This window comes from Shinella sp. SUS2 (assembly GCF_001262505.1).
Lineage (GTDB): Bacteria > Pseudomonadota > Alphaproteobacteria > Rhizobiales > Rhizobiaceae > Shinella.
On the sequence record NZ_KQ410735.1, the window covers coordinates 51,261 to 68,171 of the forward strand.

At 64.0% G+C, this 16,911-nt stretch carries 19 protein-coding genes and 1 tRNA gene; 15 read left to right on the plus strand and 5 right to left on the minus strand.

The genetic code is table 11. The features are described from left to right. Complete coding sequence (locus AKG11_RS20795; protein WP_050745337.1) at positions 1-1,623, minus strand: ABC-F family ATP-binding cassette domain-containing protein; 1,623 nt, start codon at positions 1,621-1,623, stop codon at positions 1-3. Between the two features lie 115 nt (positions 1,624-1,738). Then, a tRNA-Ser gene (locus AKG11_RS20800) sits at positions 1,739-1,828 on the minus strand. Between the two features lie 345 nt (positions 1,829-2,173). On the opposite strand from AKG11_RS20800, the gene rplU reads away from it, so the two are divergent. The 4 genes from rplU (at position 2,174) to AKG11_RS20820 (ending at position 4,181) form a co-directional block, all read left to right on the plus strand. After that, the gene (gene rplU, locus AKG11_RS20805; RefSeq protein ID WP_050745338.1) at positions 2,174-2,542 is read left to right on the plus strand and encodes a 50S ribosomal protein L21; all 369 of its coding nucleotides are present in this window, start codon (positions 2,174-2,176) and stop codon (positions 2,540-2,542) included. Positions 2,543-2,567: 25 nt separating this feature from the next. Next, positions 2,568-2,837, plus strand: a complete 270-nt coding sequence (gene rpmA / locus AKG11_RS20810; RefSeq protein ID WP_023515222.1) for a 50S ribosomal protein L27 — start codon at positions 2,568-2,570, stop codon at positions 2,835-2,837. A gap of 124 nt (positions 2,838-2,961) precedes the next feature. Beyond that, the gene (locus tag AKG11_RS20815; protein WP_024270533.1) at positions 2,962-3,594 is read left to right on the plus strand and encodes a GNAT family N-acetyltransferase; all 633 of its coding nucleotides are present in this window, start codon (positions 2,962-2,964) and stop codon (positions 3,592-3,594) included. Continuing rightward, entirely contained in the window at positions 3,591-4,181 is a 591-nt protein-coding gene (locus AKG11_RS20820; RefSeq protein ID WP_023514266.1) for a GNAT family N-acetyltransferase, read from the plus strand. Before AKG11_RS20815 ends, AKG11_RS20820 begins: the two co-directional genes overlap by 4 nt. Positions 4,182-4,220: 39 nt before the next feature. Here AKG11_RS20820 and AKG11_RS20825 read toward each other — a convergent pair whose 3' ends face one another. Then, on the minus strand, positions 4,221-5,081 hold the full coding sequence (locus AKG11_RS20825) for an endonuclease/exonuclease/phosphatase family protein (RefSeq protein WP_050745339.1): 861 nt from the start codon (positions 5,079-5,081) through the stop codon (positions 4,221-4,223). Between the two features lie 79 nt (positions 5,082-5,160). Here AKG11_RS20825 and obgE point away from each other — a divergent pair, with 79 nt between their 5' ends. The 10 genes from obgE (at position 5,161) to AKG11_RS20875 (ending at position 15,143) form a co-directional block, all read left to right on the plus strand. Continuing rightward, positions 5,161-6,171 (plus strand): GTPase ObgE, encoded by a 1,011-nt coding sequence (gene obgE / locus AKG11_RS20830; protein ID WP_023514268.1) that lies wholly within the window; start codon positions 5,161-5,163, stop codon positions 6,169-6,171. Between the two features lies 1 nt (position 6,172). Further along, complete coding sequence (gene proB / locus AKG11_RS20835; protein WP_023514269.1) at positions 6,173-7,345, plus strand: glutamate 5-kinase; 1,173 nt, start codon at positions 6,173-6,175, stop codon at positions 7,343-7,345. Next, positions 7,338-8,615 carry a glutamate-5-semialdehyde dehydrogenase gene (locus AKG11_RS20840; protein WP_050745340.1) on the plus strand — a complete coding sequence of 426 codons (1,278 nt, stop codon included), beginning with the start codon at positions 7,338-7,340 and terminating at the stop codon, positions 8,613-8,615. The genes proB and AKG11_RS20840 overlap by 8 nt, the downstream gene beginning before the upstream one ends. A gap of 36 nt (positions 8,616-8,651) precedes the next feature. Beyond that, positions 8,652-9,260 (plus strand): nicotinate-nucleotide adenylyltransferase, encoded by a 609-nt coding sequence (locus AKG11_RS20845; protein ID WP_050745341.1) that lies wholly within the window; start codon positions 8,652-8,654, stop codon positions 9,258-9,260. 40 nt (positions 9,261-9,300) lie between these two features. Then, entirely contained in the window at positions 9,301-9,774 is a 474-nt protein-coding gene (gene rsfS, locus AKG11_RS20850; RefSeq protein ID WP_050745342.1) for a ribosome silencing factor, read from the plus strand. Positions 9,775-9,854: 80 nt separating this feature from the next. After that, complete coding sequence (rlmH, locus tag AKG11_RS20855) at positions 9,855-10,337, plus strand: 23S rRNA (pseudouridine(1915)-N(3))-methyltransferase RlmH (RefSeq protein ID WP_023514273.1); 483 nt, start codon at positions 9,855-9,857, stop codon at positions 10,335-10,337. 140 nt (positions 10,338-10,477) lie between these two features. Next, entirely contained in the window at positions 10,478-11,908 is a 1,431-nt protein-coding gene (locus AKG11_RS20860) for a murein hydrolase activator EnvC family protein (protein WP_037407081.1), read from the plus strand. Further along, the gene (locus tag AKG11_RS20865; RefSeq protein ID WP_023514275.1) at positions 11,898-13,220 is read left to right on the plus strand and encodes a S41 family peptidase; all 1,323 of its coding nucleotides are present in this window, start codon (positions 11,898-11,900) and stop codon (positions 13,218-13,220) included. Before AKG11_RS20860 ends, AKG11_RS20865 begins: the two co-directional genes overlap by 11 nt. Positions 13,221-13,403: 183 nt before the next feature. Next, positions 13,404-14,606: a divergent polysaccharide deacetylase family protein gene (locus tag AKG11_RS20870; protein ID WP_023517260.1), complete on the plus strand. Its 1,203-nt coding sequence runs from the start codon at positions 13,404-13,406 to the stop codon at positions 14,604-14,606. A 9-nt stretch (positions 14,607-14,615) separates the two neighbouring features. Continuing rightward, the gene (locus AKG11_RS20875) at positions 14,616-15,143 is read left to right on the plus strand and encodes an RNA pyrophosphohydrolase (protein WP_050745343.1); all 528 of its coding nucleotides are present in this window, start codon (positions 14,616-14,618) and stop codon (positions 15,141-15,143) included. A 66-nt stretch (positions 15,144-15,209) separates the two neighbouring features. Here the strand turns inward: AKG11_RS20875 and bfr are convergent, their stop codons facing one another. Together bfr and AKG11_RS33760 are read right to left on the minus strand one after the other, a co-directional pair. Next, on the minus strand, positions 15,210-15,695 hold the full coding sequence (gene bfr / locus AKG11_RS20880; RefSeq protein ID WP_024271270.1) for a bacterioferritin: 486 nt from the start codon (positions 15,693-15,695) through the stop codon (positions 15,210-15,212). Further along, complete coding sequence (locus AKG11_RS33760) at positions 15,661-15,972, minus strand: (2Fe-2S)-binding protein (RefSeq protein WP_024271271.1); 312 nt, start codon at positions 15,970-15,972, stop codon at positions 15,661-15,663. Before AKG11_RS33760 ends, bfr begins: the two co-directional genes overlap by 35 nt. 386 nt (positions 15,973-16,358) lie before the next feature. Between AKG11_RS33760 and AKG11_RS20890 the strand changes: the two genes are divergently transcribed. Beyond that, complete coding sequence (locus AKG11_RS20890) at positions 16,359-16,793, plus strand: metallopeptidase family protein (protein ID WP_024271272.1); 435 nt, start codon at positions 16,359-16,361, stop codon at positions 16,791-16,793. The last annotated feature ends 118 nt before the right edge of the window (positions 16,794-16,911 follow it).

Genomic DNA, 16,911 nt, shown 5'->3' on the forward strand with positions numbered 1-16,911 from the left:
TCAGTTCGGAAGGCCGGGCGCCTCGTGGCCGGTCTGGGCGACATACTCGGTATAGCCACCCGGATATTGGTGCACGTCGTCGCCGTTGAGTTCCAGCACGCGGTTCGACAACGCGCCGAGGAAATGACGATCGTGCGAGACGAAGAGCATGGTGCCCTCGTACTCGGAAAGAGCCTTGATCAGCATTTCCTTGGTGTCGAGATCGAGATGGTTCGTCGGCTCGTCGAGGATCAGGAAATTCGGCGGATCGAACAGCATCGCTGCCATCACCAGCCGGGCCTTCTCGCCGCCGGACAGCACCCGGCACTTCTTCTCGACGTCGTCGCCGGAAAAGCCGAAGCAGCCCGCCAGCGTGCGCAGCGGCCCCTGCCCTGCACGCGGAAACTCCGTCTCCAGCCACTGGAACACGGTCTGGTCGCCGTCGAGCAGATCCATAGCATGCTGTGCAAAGTAGCCGACCCTGACGCTCGCCCCGATCGTCACGCTGCCTTCGTCCGGGTTCGCCGCCCCGGCGACGAGCTTCAGCAGCGTCGACTTGCCGGCCCCGTTGATGCCCATCACGCACCAGCGCTCCTTCCGGCGGATAAGGAAGCTGAAATCCCGGTAGATGGTACGGCTGCCATAGGCCTTGTCGACATTCTTGAGGCTGGCGACGTCCTCGCCCGAACGCGGCGCGGGCTGGAACTCGAACATGACCGTCTGGCGGCGGCGCGGCGGCTCGACACGCTCGATCTTGTCGAGCTTCTTCACCCGGCTCTGCACCTGCGCGGCATGGGAGGCACGCGCCTTGAAGCGCTCGATGAACTTGATCTCCTTGGCGAGCATCGCCTGCTGGCGTTCGAACTGCGCCTGCTGCTGCTTCTCGTTCTGCGCCCGCTGCTGCTCGTAGAAGCCGTAGTCGCCCGAATAGGTGGTGAGCGAGCCGGCATCGATCTCGATGATCTTGGTCACGATGCGGTTCATGAACTCACGGTCGTGCGAGGTCATCAGCAGTGCCCCGTCATAACCCTTCAGGAACTGCTCCAGCCAGATCAGGCTTTCGAGATCGAGATGGTTGCTCGGTTCGTCGAGCAGCATGACATCCGGCCGCATCAGGAGGATGCGCGCCAGCGCCACCCGCATCTTCCACCCGCCGGAGAGCTTGCCGACGTCGCCGTCCATCATCTCCTGGCTGAAGCTCAGGCCCGCCAGCACCTCGCGCGCCCGGCTCTCCAGCCCGTAGCCGTCGAGTTCCTCGTAGCGCGCCTGCACCTCGCCGTAGCGCTCGATGATGGCGTCCATCTCGTCGAGCCTGTCCGGGTCGACCATCGCGGCCTCGAGCGCGCGCAACTCCGCGGCAACCGAACTGACCGGCCCTGCCCCGTCCATCACCTCGGTGACGGCACTGCGCCCTTCCATCTCGCCGACGTCCTGGCTGAAATAGCCGATCGACACGTTCTTTTCCGTCGAGACCTGCCCCTCGTCCGGCGCTTCCTGCCCGGTGATCATGCGAAAGAGCGTCGTCTTGCCGGCCCCGTTCGGCCCCACAAGCCCGATCTTCTCCCCCCGGTTCAACGCGGCGGACGCCTCGATGAAGAGGATGCGATGGCTGTTGGACTTGCTGATATTCTCGATGCGGATCATGGAAACCGGGCCTCGTCGTGGTCCCGCGCCCTATGCCATGACGCACGGCATCAAGTCCATGCGCCCGCAGCAGGAAAGCACGCAAGTCAGGCAGGAAAACCCGGAAGGAAGTTTATGGCGGAGAGGGTGGGATTCGAACCCACGATACCCTTGCAGGTATGCCGCATTTCGAGTGCGGTGCATTCGACCACTCTGCCACCTCTCCGCGGTCAGGTCGGCGCCCTTTGAGCGCGGGGCGGTTAATAGCGGGTGTCGGGCGGGCTTGCAAGGGGGCCAGGCCACGGAAAGTTCATCTATTTGTCATGGTGACGGAAATCCCCTTGACAGTTTTCATCGGCTCACCTATTGCGCAAGGTGCAGTGGCATAGGTCTCACTTGTGCCGCGACGCTGGTTCTTTGTGCCGTCCGGCCTTGCCTTTTGCAAGCGTCCAGTCTCGCAACGAACCATTTGAGCCGGCGATGCGCCAATGCATCGCCATCCCCGCGACTGATAAAAAGACGGCCTTGCCCTTTGGGACAAAGAGCCGGCACGAACATGAAAGGATATAAAATGTTCGCAGTCATCAAGACCGGCGGTAAGCAGTACCGCGTGGCCGCCAACGACGTTCTGACGATTGAAAAGCTGTCGGGCGACGCTGGTGCGAAGATCGAATTCACAGAAGTGCTGATGGTCGGCGTCGGCGCCGATGCAACGATCGGCGCGCCCTTCGTCGAAGGCGCCGTCGTGACCGCAGAAGTCGTCGAGCATGGCCGCGCCAAGAAGGTTATCGCCTTCAAGAAGCGCCGTCGCCAGAACTCGAAGCGCTCGCGCGGCCATCGTCAGCACAACACGACCGTCCGCATCATCGACATCGCCGGCGCAGGCAAGGCTAAGAAGGCTTCCAAGAAGTCTGATGCCGCTGAAGCTGCAGCCGAATAATCCGGACAGGTAAAGGAGAACTCCTATGGCACACAAAAAAGCTGGCGGCTCCTCGCGCAACGGTCGCGATTCCCAGTCCAAGCGCCTTGGCGTGAAGAAGTTCGGCGGCGAAGCCGTACTTGCAGGCAACATTATCGTCCGCCAGCGCGGCACGCAGTGGCATCCCGGTGCCAATGTCGGCCTCGGCAAGGATCACACGATCTTCGCACTTACGGCTGGCAATGTGAATTTCCGTACGAAGGCCAACGGTCGCGTATACGTGTCTGTAGCCCCGAAAGCGGAAGCAGCGGAATAAGCCGGTAGCGCTCTAAAACAGCCGGCGTCTCATCGACCCGGCTGACGCTACAGGTTCAGGCCTGAAGAAAAAAGGGGAGATGGGGCGAGACCCATCTCCCCTTTTTGCTCTGGAGGACTGAACCATGCAGACCGAATTGTTGAGGGAAGGCCAATCACGGTCTCCCAAGGAACGGCTGAGGCCTGAACGGTCGAGGACCGACTGCCCGATCTTGCTGTCGCAGAGGCTCGTCATGAGAGCCCCGCACGAAGACGACATCGACGCCCTTGCCCATCTCGCCAACAACGCCAATATCGCCAACATGGTCGCCCGCATGCCGCACCCCTACACGGTTGCGGACGCTGCTGATTTCGTGCGACGCACACGCGCCGGCGCGATTGGCAAGTGCGTCTATGCCATTACGAAAGCCGACAACGGCGCCTTCCTAGGATGCTGCGGCATCGAGCCGCATGAGGATGGGCGCACGGTCGAGCTCGGCTACTGGCTGGGCGAACCGTACTGGAACCAGGGATATGTCACCGAGGCGGCCCACGCGCTGATCGACATGGTCTTCCGCACCCGCGACATCGAGCAGATCGATGCGCGCTGCCGGGTCATGAACATTCCCTCGCGCCGGGTCATCCAGAAGTGCGGCTTCCAGTTCCAGGCGACCGGCATGGTGCAGAGCCTCGCGGTCGGCGGCATGGTGCCCGTCGAATGGTACAGGCTGGACCGCAAGACCTGGGTTTCGCTGAAGAGCTGGGGAGGCATGCGATGAACGCCATGCAGACCCAGATCGAACGCGAGCGCGTCACCGGCGCCGGGCCCTGCCCGACCATCACGACGGCGCGCCTGGCGCTCCGCCCGCACCGCATGTCCGATGCGGAGGCGATCGCCCAGTCGCTGAACGACTTCCAGGTCTCGCGCATGCTGGCGCGGGTACCCGCACCGTATGACCGGCAGGATGCGACGGAATGGCTTTCCGTCACCACCACCGATCTCAACGAGGGCTGGGCCTTCGCCATCACGGCCGGGGACGACGTGCATATCGGCTGCGTCTCCTTCGAGCGCAGCAATGGCGGCTGGGAGATCGGCTACTGGCTGAACCGCTTCTACTGGGGGCGGGGCTATATGAGCGAGGCCGTGCATGCGGCAACGGCGCGCTTCCTGATGCGGATGCCCGGCACGGACATCCGGTCCGGCATCTTCGCCGACAACCTCGCCTCGCTCAGGGTGCAGGAGAAGGCAGGGTTCCGCATCACCGGCTGCAGCGACCTCTTCTGCGTCGCCCGCGGCGCGATGGTGCCGCATATCGAAACGCGGCTGGAGCCTGGTGACTTCCGCCCGGCAGCACCGCGGCACTGAAAACGAGCGGGGCGGAGAAATCCGCCCCGACCGCTGCCGTCAGGACAATTCGAACCAGACCGGCATATGGTCGGAGCCGAAGGCGGTCTCGTCGACCCAGGCGTCCGTCAGCCGCTCCACGAGGCCGTGGCTGAGGAAGCAGTAATCGAGGAAGAGGCGCTCGGCATGGTTCTTCGGATCGACCCAGCTATAGCTGGCGGCGTGGCGCTTGCCGAGGCCGGCCAGCGCATCCACCGGATGGGTGGCGCGAATCTGTCGCCCGTAAAGCGCGTCGACGCCGCCGACCATCTCGCAATATTCCGGCGATTCCGGCACCATGTTGAAATCGCCCATCAGCACGTAGTCCTCCGGCACCGGCGGTTCGGCAAGGCCGAATTCGTGGGCGCCGGAAATCGCGCCGCCCTCGACCGGGTAGAGCTGGGCACGGTCCTTGAGGGCGCGGATCTGCGTGATGCGCTCGTCGCGATGCACATGGTCGAGATGCACGGAGTAAACGCGGATCGGCCCCTTGGGGCTGGCGATCACCGCTTCGGTCGCACCGCGCTGAAGGTTCAGTTTGTCGAGGGTGCGCGTGCGCGGCAAAAGAATGGTGCGGGTCGACAGGATCGGCCAGCGCGAAAAGATCATGTTGCCGAACTGGAAGCGGCGGTTGACCACGCGGCCCTGCTCGATCGCCGAACCCGCATCGAGATCGCAGGCCGCGCCGAAGACGGAATAGTGGGTGGCAAGCAGCACCTGCAACTCGGCGACCATGTCGACATAGCCGTTGCGGTTGAAATTGCGGGTCACCTCCTGCAGCGCGATGATATCGGCACCGTGGATGCTGGAGACGATGCGCGGCAGATCGAACCGGTCGTCGAGACCGATGCCATACTGGACGTTGTAGCTGACGAATTTCACGATAGTCTTTGACCTCTCACGGAAGCGGCTATATCGAAGACGGCACTATGAAAATACGAGAAAAGCGAACGGCGAGCCGATGAAATTCCTGGACGAAGCAAAAGTCTATATCCGGTCCGGCGACGGCGGGGCAGGGGCTGTCTCGTTCCGTCGTGAAAAATTCGTCGAGTTCGGCGGTCCCGACGGCGGCGACGGCGGGCGCGGCGGCGATGTGTGGGTGGAGGCCGTCAACGGCCTCAACACGCTGATCGATTTCCGTTTCCAGCAACATTTCAAGGCTTCGACCGGCACGCACGGCATGGGCCGCAACCGCACCGGCGCGAACGGCGCCAGCGTGACGCTGAAGGTGCCAGTCGGCACCCAGATCTTCGAGGAAGACAACGAGACGCTGATCATCGACCTCATCACGGAAGGCCAGCGCTTCAAGCTGGCCGCCGGCGGCAATGGCGGTTTCGGCAACGCGCATTTCAAGTCGGCGACCAACCAGGCGCCAAACTGGGCCAATCCGGGCCTGGAGGGCGATGAGAAGACCATCTGGCTCCGCCTGAAGCTGATCGCCGATGCCGGCCTCGTCGGCCTGCCGAATGCGGGAAAATCGACCTTCCTCGCCACCTGCACGCGGGCCCGGCCGAAGATCGCCAACTACCCCTTCACCACGCTGCACCCCAACCTCGGTGTCGCGACGATCGACGGCGGCGAATTCATTCTCGCCGACATTCCCGGCCTCATTGAGGGTGCACATGACGGTATCGGTCTCGGCGACCGGTTTCTCGGCCATGTCGAGCGCACACGCGTATTGCTGCACCTCGTCTCCGCACAGGAAGAGGACGTCGCCAAGGCCTACAAGACGGTGAAGCACGAGCTGGAAGCCTATGGCGGCGGCATCACCGACAAGCCGGAGATCGTCGCACTTTCGCAGATCGACCTGCTTGACGAGGACGAACTGAAGAAGAAGACCAAAGCGCTTGCCAAGGCGAGCGGCCAGACGCCGTTCCAGATTTCCGCCGTCGCCAATGTCGGCATGACGGGCACGCTGAGAGCGCTGCGCGACATCATCGTCCAGGCGAAGAACTCCGGATCCGACGACTGAGATGACAACGCACCGCAAACCGCTCGGAAAACACCGCCGGATTGTGATCAAGATCGGCTCGGCCCTGCTCGTCGACCGCGCGAGCGGCCTGAAGAAGGCCTGGCTCGACGCGATGTGCAGGGATATTGCGGCGCTGCGCGCCGGCGGCACTGAGGTGCTCGTCGTGTCCTCCGGCGCCATCGCGCTCGGCCGCTCCGTGCTGAAGGTGCCCTCGGGCGCCCTGAAGCTGGAGGAGAGTCAGGCCGCCGCCGCCGTCGGCCAGATCGCGCTTGCCCGTGCCTGGTCGGAAAGCCTCTCGACGGACGGCATCGTCGCCGGCCAGATCCTCCTGACGCTCGGCGATACGGAAGAACGGCGGCGATATCTCAATGCACGCGCAACGATCAACCAGCTCCTGAAGCTCGGCTCCGTGCCGATCATCAACGAGAACGACACGGTCGCGACGACGGAAATCCGCTACGGCGACAACGATCGGCTCGCCGCCCGCGTCGCCACCATGACCGGTGCCGACCTGCTGGTGCTGCTCTCCGATATCGACGGGCTCTATACGGCGCCGCCGCATCTCGATCCCGACGCGCGTTTCCTCGAGACCATCGACGCCATCACGCCTGCTATCGAAGCCATGGCCGGCGGCGCCGCCTCGGAACTGTCGCGCGGTGGCATGCGCACCAAGATCGACGCTGGCAAAATCGCGACGGGTGCGGGCTGCGCCATGATCATCGCCTCGGGCAAGGTCGACCATCCGCTGCGCGCCGTCGAAGAGGGCGCGCGGTCCTCGTGGTTTGCACCCTCCGGCTCGCCGGTCACGGCAAGAAAGACGTGGATTGCCGGGCAGCTCCAGCCGGCCGGCCGGCTGGAGATCGATGCGGGGGCGGAAACGGCGCTGACATCGGGCAAGAGCCTGCTGCCCGCAGGCGTGCGCGGCGTCTGGGGCACGTTCTCGCGCGGCGATACGGTGTCGATCTACGGCACGAACGGGCGCGAGATCGCCCGTGGGCTTGCCGGCTACGATGCGGACGAAGCGCGCATGATCATCGGCAAGAAATCGGCGGAGATCGCCGCCATCCTCGGTTATGCCGGCCGCGCCGCCATGGTGCACAGGGATGACCTCGTGGTGACCGGCCTTTCCGCGCCGCTCGCCGCCGAGGCGGGAAAGGACGTGAGCCATGCTTGACCAGGTCAAAACCGAGATCGACGGCCTGATGGCCGAGATCGGCCGCAATGCCCGCACTGCGGCAAGGCCGCTGGCCATCGCCACCGCCGAGGCCAAGAACCGCGCGCTCGAAGCGATGGCCGCCGAAATCCTTGGCGGCCGCGATGCCATCCTCGCCGCCAATGCCGTCGACCTTGCCAATGCCCGGGAAAGCGGCGTCGCCGCGTCCTTCATCGACCGGCTGACGTTGACGGCAGAGCGCATCGAGGGCATTGCCGACGCGATCCGCGACATTGCCGGCCTGAAGGACCCGGTCGGCGATATCATCACCGAATGGGACCGACCGAACGGCCTGCATATCGAGCGTGTGCGCACGCCGCTCGGCGTCATCGGCGTCATCTATGAAAGCCGGCCGAACGTAACGGCGGACGCCGGGGCGCTGTGCCTCAAGGCCGGCAATGCCGTGATCCTGCGCGGTGGTTCAGACAGCGTGAATTCATCGCAGGCGATCCATTCCTGCCTCGTCGCCGGCCTCAAGGCCGCCGGCCTGCCGGAACATGCAATCCAGTACGTGCCCGTGACGGACCGGGCCGCCGTCGGCGCCATGCTGTCGGGCCTTGGCGGCACGATCGACGTTATCGTGCCACGCGGCGGAAAAAGCCTCGTCGCCCGCGTACAGAGCGAGGCGCGCGTGCCTGTCTTCGCCCATCTCGAAGGCCTCTGCCACATCTATATCGACAAATCCGCCGATCTCGACATGGCGAAACGGATCGTCGTCAACGCGAAGATGCGCCGCACGGGCATCTGCGGCGCTGCCGAAACCCTGTTGATCGACCGCGCCACCGCCGATACGCACCTTGCACCGCTTCTCGAAGGCCTGCGCGCCGCCGGCTGCGAGGTGCGCGCGACGGACGAAATCCGCACCCGCATCGAAAACCTCGTCGCCGCAACGGAAACGGACTGGTCGACGGAGTATCTCGATGCCATCATCTCCGTCGCGCTCGTCGACGGCATCTCGGGTGCGATCGAACATATCAACCGCTGGTCTTCCGCCCATACGGAGGCCGTGATCGCGGAGGATCCCGCCGTCGTCGAGCGTTTCTTCACGGAAATCGATTCGGCGATCCTGCTGCACAATGCCTCTACCCAGTTCGCCGATGGCGGCGAGTTCGGCATGGGCGGCGAGATCGGCATCGCGACAGGCAAGATGCATGCGCGCGGCCCGGTTGGCGTCGAGCAGCTCACCTCCTTCAAATACCGGGTGCGCGGCACCGGACAGGTGCGACCCTAAGTGACGTCGGACGTGGTTGCAGAGCGCTACCTGAGAATGCCGCATGCGGAAAAGGGCATGGCGATCGGCCTGTTCGGCGGCTCGTTCAACCCGCCGCACCAAGGCCATGCGCTCGTCGCGGAAATCGCCCTGCGGCGCCTCGGCCTCGACCAGCTCTGGTGGATGGTGACCCCCGGCAACCCCCTGAAGGACCACCGGAACCTCGCCCCGCTCAGCGAGCGCATCCGCCTCAGCGAGGACATCGCACCGGGCCCGCGCGTCAAGGTGACGGCCTTTGAGAAGCGGCTCGGGCAGAGCTATACGGCCAAGACGCTGGAGCGCGTGCAGGCGCTGAACCGCGGCGTCCACTTCGTCTGGATCATGGGCGCCGACAATCTCGGTACCTTCCACCGCTGGCAGAACTGGCAGAAGATCGCCCGCACCTTCCCCATCGCCGTCATCGACCGGCCGGGCTCGACGCTCGCCTATCTCTCCTCGCGCATGGCGAAAACCTTCGACTATGCGCGCATCGACGAGGAGGATGCGATGTCGCTGGCCGGGCGCCCGGCGCCGGCCTGGACCTTCATCCACGGCCCCCGCTCACCGCTCAGCTCGACCGCGCTGCGCAGCCAGGCGGCCCTAGAGAAAACCATCCCTCAGAAGTGACGTCTTGAAAGTGGTAACCTTTGATGCCTACATTTGGTAAGTGCCGGCCCGACACACCGGTACAAGACGTGCTTGTCCTGTTACACAGAAAGGAACGAACCTGACAACAGTGCACGCGAAGGGAAACGTCATCGGCGTTTTCTCAAAGAGCGCGGGAAGGGGCGACGATGCCGCCGACCGTGCCCTTCAACTGGTCCTCGCAAGCCTCGAGGACTCGAAGGCAGAAGATATCGTCACCATCAACATTGCCGGGAAATCGGCGCTGGGCGACTACATGGTGGTCGTGTCCGGACGCTCGAACCGTCATGTCATGGCGATTGCCGATCACCTCATCTCCGATCTCAAGGACGAAGGCCTGGGCAATGCCCGCGTCGAGGGCCTGGAGGCGGGCGACTGGGTGCTGATCGACACGGGCGATATCATCGTTCACGTGTTCCGGCCGGAAGTCCGGGAGTTCTACAACATCGAACGGATGTGGGCAGCTCCCGAGATCGAGGACGGTACCGTCCATTGACATGACGCCGGGCGCCTGTCCGGCGAGGAAAAACGGTGGCGTGGCTTCAGGCGTCACCCGAGCGGACAGGGCTTTGGGCGATGCGGGTTGGACTTTTTGCGGTTGGACGGCTGAAGGCCGGCCCTGAGAAGGATCTTGCGGCCCGCTACATGGACCGTTTCGCCAAGGCCGGCCCCGCGATCGGCCTCGAGCTTGGCAAGCTTGCCGAGGTCGGCGAAAGCCGCGCCGGCAATGCCGAGACGCGCAAGCGCGAGGAGGCGGCCATGCTGCAGAAGGCGCTGCCCGACGGCGCCGTACTGATCCTGCTTGACGAGCGCGGCAAGGCGCTCGATTCCCCCGCTTTCGCCGATCTCATCGGCGGGTTTCGCGATGCGGGCAAGCGCGAGCTGATGATCGCCATCGGCGGCGCCGACGGGCTCGACCCCGCCCTTTACGAGCGCGCCGATGCCACGCTCTGCCTGGGTAAGATGACCTGGCCGCATCAGCTCGTGCGCATCCTCATCGCCGAACAGCTTTATCGCGCGGTCACCATCCTTTCCGGCCACCCCTACCACCGCAGCTGAGACAGGCGTCACCGCCACGCAAGGCTGGAAGGGCAGAATGGGCGCAGCCGTATTTTCGGCACGGTTTGTTGGCCAAGTGAAATTCTTGGCGAAAGCGCCAAATCAGCATAGAGCGGGAGAGAACGGACGTTCGGGGAGCGATGAGGACAGCCCATAGAGTCAATCCAGGGAAAGGCATCGCCCGCGTGCTGCGGCCGGCCTGGCTTTGTGCTGCCCTGACGCTGGCCCTTTTCCCCCATCCCATCGCCGCCGAACCGAACGAAACCGGCGTCGCGCTGGAAAAGACCGGTTCGCTGCCAAGGGCCGAGCCCGATCCGGCCGCGGCCCTGACCCTGCGCCGCGACAGTACGCGGCGCGAGCTTGAAACGCTCTCCCAGTCGATCACGGTTTCCGAAGAGAAGACGAAAGAGCTCGAAGCCGAGATCGCCAAGCTGGAAAAGACGCGCCAGAGCCTGCGCGAGGAAATCGTCAAGTCAGCCGCCATGCGCAAGAGCATGGAAGAGAAGATCCTTGCCGGCGAAAAACGGCTGGAAGGCATGCGGGAGCGGGAGGCGGGCGTTCGGGCCTCGCTGCACGAGCGCCGCGGCCTCCTGGCGGAGGTTCTCGCCGCGCTCCAGCGCATGGGCCGAAACCCGCCGCCGGCCCTGCTCGTCAACCCGGAAGACGCGCTGTCTTCGGTCAGAAGCGCCATCCTCCTCGGCGCGGTCGTGCCCGGCATCCGCAAGGAAACGGAAGAGCTGGTCGATGACCTGACGGCGCTGATGGACATCAAGAGCGATATCGACCGCGAGCGAACGGAGCTGACCGATGCCATGCAACTGCGCATCGAGGAGGAAAAGCGCTCCGAACTGCTCGTCGCCCAGAACGAGGCCCTGACGCAGACCAACAACCGCACGCTCGCCGCCGAACGCCGGCGCGCCGAGGAGCTCGCCGCCCGCGCGACAAGCCTTGAAGGCCTGATCGGCAGCCTGGAGCGCGACATTGGCTCCGTACGCGATGCCGCCGCGCTCGCCCGCGCCAAGGAAGAGGAGCGGCGCAACCTGAGCGAGGCGGAGCGGGAGAAGGCGAGAGCCCTCGCCCGCGACAGCGTGCCCGACAAAAACCGCATTGCTCCGGCATATGAATTCTCCGAACTGCAGGCAAAACTTGACTTTCCCGTGGCCGGCGACGTTCTGCGCCAATTCGGCGAGGCGGACGGCACCGGCCATGATTCGCAGGGCCTTACGCTGGCGGCCAATCCCGGCGCACTCGTCACGGCCCCCTCCGACGGATGGATCGTTTTTGCCGGCACGTTCCGCAGTTATGGGCGCATGATCATCCTGAACGCCGGGGAGGGTTACCATCTGGTCCTCGCGGGCATGGATCGGGTGAGCGTGCGGGAGGGTCAGTTCGTCGTGGCGGGAGAACCACTCGCCGTGATGGGTGAAAAAAGGGTGGCGAGTGTCAACGCTTTGACGCTGGAAACGGACAAGCCGACACTTTACATTGAATTCCGAAAGAACGGAAAACCGGTTGATTCCCGGCCGTGGTGGTCCGCAAAAAATTCTGGAAAGGCACGCAATGATACGTAGGGCTTCTCTTGTTCTCGTCGGTGCACTCATGGGTGCCACGGCGATGAGCGTCATCAACACGGCCACTCTGCCGGCCGAAGCCGCCGGCTCGTCGACCTATCGCGAGCTTTCCATCTTCGGTGATGTCTTCGAGCGCGTGCGTGCGCAGTACGTGACGCCGCCCAAGGAAGACCAGCTCATCGAGAATGCCATCAACGGCATGCTCACCTCGCTCGACCCGCATTCCTCCTACATGAATGCGAAGGACGCCGAGGACATGCGCACCCAGACGCGCGGTGAGTTCGGCGGCCTCGGCATCGAGGTCACCATGGAGGACGAGCTCGTCAAGGTCATCACCCCGATCGACGATACGCCGGCCGCCCGCGCGGGCGTCCTTGCCGGCGACTTCATCTCGAAGATCGACGGCGCCGATGTGCGCGGCCTGAAGCTGGAAGAAGCGGTCGAAAAGATGCGCGGCGCGGTCAACACGCCGATCAAGCTGACGCTGATCCGCAAGGGCGCCGAAAAGCCGATCGAGCTGACCATCATGCGCGACATCATCGCCGTGAAGGCCGTCAAGTCGCGCGTCGAGAACGATGTCGGCTACCTCCGTGTCATCTCGTTCACGGAAAAGACCTATGACGACCTGGAAGCCGCGATCATCAAGATCAAGGAAGAGGTTCCGGCCGACAAGCTGAAGGGTTACGTGCTCGATCTCCGCCTCAATCCGGGCGGCCTGCTCGACCAGGCGATCAACGTCTCCGACGCCTTCCTGGAGCGCGGCGAGGTCGTTTCGACCCGCGGCCGCAACGAGGACGAGACCCGCCGCTTCAACGCGACGCCGGGCGATATCACCGACGGCAAGCCGGTCATCGTCATGGTCAACGGCGGCTCGGCCTCGGCCTCGGAAATCGTTGCGGGTGCCCTGCAGGACATGCGCCGCGCCACCGTGCTCGGCACGCGGTCCTTCGGCAAGGGTTCGGTCCAGACCATCATCCCGATGGGCGATGCCGGCGCGCTGCGCCTCACGACCGCGCTCTACTACACGCCGTCGGGCAAATCGATCCAGGGCACCGGCATCACCCCCGACATCACGGTCGAGCAGCCGCTGCCGCCCGAGCTGCAGGGCAAGCTGGAATCTGCCGGCGAATCCAACCTGCGCGGCCATATCCAGGGCCAGAGCGAAACGGAAGCAGGTTCCGGCTCTTCGGCCTATGTCCCGCCGGAAGCCAAGGATGACCTCCAGCTTCAGTATGCGCTGGAACTGCTGCGCGGCCAGAAGACCGACAAGGCCTTCCCGGCCAATCCGGAAAAGGCCGAGCTGAAGAAGTAACCTGCCATCTCCGGGCCCGCGACCACGCGGGCCCGGAATTCCATGCACCAGACGCATGTCGTGATCGCTGACTACCGCACGCTTTTGCGCGACATGCCCTAGAGGCTAGTTTTTACCGCATCTCCGACGCCGGCGCGGCACCGCCCCGGCTGGAAATGCTCCAGCGGCCGGCGCGGACTGACCTTGGGCACAGACATTCACGCACCTCTCGGCCAGGACCGCAAGGCAAGGCCCCGACCGACGGGACCGTCGCGGTTCCCGGCTGGCACGATCCTGTTCACCCTTGCCGCCATCGGCCTCATCGGCTTTTCAGGCTGGACCGCAACCGCCCCGAGCGGCCTCGGCACCACACCTTACGCGCCTCCGGCAGAAGAGACCGCCTCCCAGGCGACCACCGAGGGCAAGGCCGACCAGAAGACGGCGACTGCGACGGACGGCGTGCGCCGCGCGAACGGCCTTTCCGGTGCCCGTGTCGAGGAAACGCTGACCGACGACGGCACTGTCGTGCGCACGTTCACACCCGGCACGCGCACCGGTACAGGCCCGCTTATCATCGAGGCGAACCGCATCGGACAGGATGCCCGCTCGGCCGCCTTCCCGAACGAGGACCTGCTGGAGGAGACTTCCGACGGCAAGATCCCGATCATCGGCCTCGACGGCACGCGCCCGATGGATCAATACGCCCGGCCCTGGTCCGGCGCGCGTGGCACGCGTATCGCCATCGTGGTCGGTGGCCTCGGCCTCAGCCAGACGGGCACGCAACGCGCCATCCGCGAACTGCCGGGAGAAGTGACTCTTGCCTTCGCCGCCAGCGGCAACAGCCTGTCGCGCTGGATGCAGGAAGCGCGCCGTGGCGGCCATGAAATCCTGCTGCAGATGCCGCTGGAGCCCTTCGACTATCCGCAGAACGACCCCGGTCTCTACACGCTGCGCACGGATCTCGGCGAAGCCAAGAACCTTGCCGAGCTGCACCGCGCCATGGCGCAGGTCACAAACTATACCGGTATCGTCAATTTCATGGGCGGCCGCTTCCTCTCCGATGCCGATGCGCTGGAGCCTGTGATCCGGGACATTTCCAGCCGCGGCCTGCTCTTCCTCGACGACGGCAGCTCGGCGCAGTCGCTGTCCGGCACCATTGCCGGCGCCGTGGAGGCCCCGCACGCCTTTGCCGATCTCCAGCTCGACGGCGATCTTTCACGCGAGGCGATCCTGAAGAAGCTGGACGAACTCGAGCGCGTCGCCCGGCGCAACGGCACGGCGATCGGCATGGCCTCGGCCTTCGACGAAAGTGTGGACGCGATCCGCGAATGGTGCGAGGAAGCGAGCGGCCGCGGCATCGAGATCGTCGGCGTCGCGTCGCTCGCAGCGGTTCCCGCCAAACAATAGGAATTTTCGATGGGCAAGGAAAAGGACAAGGTGATCAGGGCCGAGGACCTGCCGTACCGCCCCTGTGTCGGCATCATGGTGCTGAACAGCGAGAACAAGGTCTGGGCAGGCCGGCGGATCCCTGTCGGCAACTCCGAATATGACGGTTCGCCGCAGCTCTGGCAGATGCCGCAGGGCGGCATCGACAAGGGCGAGGACCCGCTGAAGGCCGCCTACCGCGAACTCTACGAGGAAACCGGCATCCGCAACGTCTCGTTGCTCGGCGATGCCGGCCGCTGGATCAACTACGATCTGCCCGCCCACCTGATCGGCATCGGCCTCAAGGGCAAATACCGCGGCCAGACGCAGCGCTGGTATGCCTTCCGCTTCGAGGGCGCCGAAGACGAGATCGCCATCAACCCGCCGCCGGGCGGCCACGCTGCGGAATTCGACGCCTGGGAATGGAAACCGATGCGCGACCTGCCGGACCTGATCGTGCCTTTCAAACGCGGGGTCTACGAAGAGGTCGTCGCCGCCTTCGCGCATCTGGCACCCTGATGGGCCCCAAGAAAAAACCCCGGTCGCAAGACCGGGGTTTTCTGTATCGGGCGTAGGGCTTGCGCCTTATTCGGCTTCGTTCGCCGGCGCGGCGTTGAGCTGGCCGTACTTTTCCTCGCCGAGCTTGCCGAGCAGCTCCAGCTGGGTTTCGAGGAAGTCGATGTGACCTTCCTCGTCGATCAGCAGCTCTTCGAACAGCTTCATGGTGACGTAGTCACCGGCGTCATGACAGATGTCGCGCGACTTCTTGTAAGCCTTGCGGGCGTCATATTCGCCGGCAAGATCGGCTTCCAGCACTTCCTTGACGTTCTGGCCGATGCGAAGCGGCGCGACGGTCTGGAGGTTAGGGTGGCCTTCAAGGAAGATGATGCGGGCGACGAGCTTGTCGGCGTGCTGCATCTCTTCGATCGACTCGGCGCGCTCCTTCTTGGCGAGAAGCGTGTAGCCCCAGTCTTCCAGCAGGCGATAGTGAAGCCAGTACTGGTTTACGGCACCGAGTTCGAGATGGAGCGCTTCGTTAAGCTGCTCGATGACTTTTTTGTCGCCTTTCAAGGTCCGCTCTCCTGTTTTCTTCATGGAATTGTTTGAGGCGGGTCATGAAATCAAATATCTCGTCATCCGTCGAGTGGCGGCCGGCGTGATACTGCTCGGTCGTGCGGATGATGATGTCGACGACATTGGGGAAACAGCCGCAGCAGCGGCCGCGCTTCTGCATGGCGTGATAGACCTTTGCAGGCACGATGAGCTGCCAACAGTCCTCGTCGAGGAGACCATTGATCACGTCAACGATTTCCTTTTGGGTGATGAAATTACAGCTGCAAACCAGCATTTCGTCTCGCCTGCCATACGCAAAGTACTGAGTTTCCGGGATTAAGCAAAAGGCGACCCTGACTGTCAAGAATGAACAGGTCAGTCTTGTTGACTCATTAATTTAGAGTCATTCTAATCTTGATTATAAATATCGTCTTTTCATGGACTTACCGCCCGTACTCTGCCGATGGAAAGCCATCCGACTGCGGCAAACTGACCGATCACGTTTTGTTGCAAATCCGCCCTGGCGCCGGATTCCATCACACTCGCCGCCATCCGCTTTCGATGCGAGGGGTCGAATCGGCCGGCAAAGCGGTGCGATCACGCATCGATGCACGCGGGGCATGCAATTTCGTCCCTCGAAAAACCCTGGAAATCGTCTATATGACGGGCAAAGGAGAGCCCATGGCCCGCATTGACCAGACCGAGGATTGGCGCACGCGCCACGCCCCGACCATCAGCACCTTCGAATCCCTGGCGCTGGAAGCCTATGGCCACCTGCCGGAAGAATTCCGCGCACTCACCGGCAACCTGATCATCGAGATCGCCGAGTTCCCGAGCGACGACGTCTTCGAGGACATGGCGCTGGAAACCCCGTTCGACCTGCTGGGCCTCTTCGAGGGCCGCGGCATCACCGAGCGCTTCACCGTCGAGACCGGCGAGATGCCGAACCGCATCACGCTCTACCGCCGCCCGATCCTCGATTACTGGGCAGAGAACGAGGAGACGCTGGGCGACATCATCACCCATGTCCTCATCCACGAGATCGGCCACCATTTCGGCCTGTCGGACGACGATATGGAGCGCATCGAGGCGAGTGCGGAAATCGCCGCGGGCTAGCCGCCGCGCGTTGGGGCGGCCAACAAGGCGTCCCCTCGCCTCGCTCAAGGTCGGGCCTGACGCGACCATCCACACCGGACCCAAAGCCTGGCTCCTCGGCTCAAGGCCGAGGATCACG

What these genes read in the sequence shown, in the direction of transcription:
- AKG11_RS20795 (WP_050745337.1), bottom strand. Translation starts at nt 1,623, where the DNA reads ATGATCCGCATCGAGAATATCAGCAAGTCCAACAGCCATCGCATCCTC.
- rplU (WP_050745338.1), top strand. Translation starts at nt 2,174, where the DNA reads ATGTTCGCAGTCATCAAGACCGGCGGTAAGCAGTACCGCGTGGCCGCC.
- rpmA (WP_023515222.1), top strand. Translation starts at nt 2,568, where the DNA reads ATGGCACACAAAAAAGCTGGCGGCTCCTCGCGCAACGGTCGCGATTCC.
- AKG11_RS20815 (WP_024270533.1), top strand. Translation starts at nt 2,962, where the DNA reads ATGCAGACCGAATTGTTGAGGGAAGGCCAATCACGGTCTCCCAAGGAA.
- AKG11_RS20820 (WP_023514266.1), top strand. Translation starts at nt 3,591, where the DNA reads ATGAACGCCATGCAGACCCAGATCGAACGCGAGCGCGTCACCGGCGCC.
- obgE (WP_023514268.1), top strand. Translation starts at nt 5,161, where the DNA reads ATGAAATTCCTGGACGAAGCAAAAGTCTATATCCGGTCCGGCGACGGC.
- proB (WP_023514269.1), top strand. Translation starts at nt 6,173, where the DNA reads ATGACAACGCACCGCAAACCGCTCGGAAAACACCGCCGGATTGTGATC.
- AKG11_RS20840 (WP_050745340.1), top strand. Translation starts at nt 7,338, where the DNA reads ATGCTTGACCAGGTCAAAACCGAGATCGACGGCCTGATGGCCGAGATC.
- AKG11_RS20845 (WP_050745341.1), top strand. Translation starts at nt 8,652, where the DNA reads ATGCCGCATGCGGAAAAGGGCATGGCGATCGGCCTGTTCGGCGGCTCG.
- rlmH (WP_023514273.1), top strand. Translation starts at nt 9,855, where the DNA reads ATGCGGGTTGGACTTTTTGCGGTTGGACGGCTGAAGGCCGGCCCTGAG.
- AKG11_RS20860 (WP_037407081.1), top strand. Translation starts at nt 10,478, where the DNA reads ATGAGGACAGCCCATAGAGTCAATCCAGGGAAAGGCATCGCCCGCGTG.
- AKG11_RS20865 (WP_023514275.1), top strand. Translation starts at nt 11,898, where the DNA reads ATGATACGTAGGGCTTCTCTTGTTCTCGTCGGTGCACTCATGGGTGCC.
- AKG11_RS20875 (WP_050745343.1), top strand. Translation starts at nt 14,616, where the DNA reads ATGGGCAAGGAAAAGGACAAGGTGATCAGGGCCGAGGACCTGCCGTAC.
- AKG11_RS33760 (WP_024271271.1), bottom strand. Translation starts at nt 15,972, where the DNA reads ATGCTGGTTTGCAGCTGTAATTTCATCACCCAAAAGGAAATCGTTGAC.
- AKG11_RS20890 (WP_024271272.1), top strand. Translation starts at nt 16,359, where the DNA reads ATGGCCCGCATTGACCAGACCGAGGATTGGCGCACGCGCCACGCCCCG.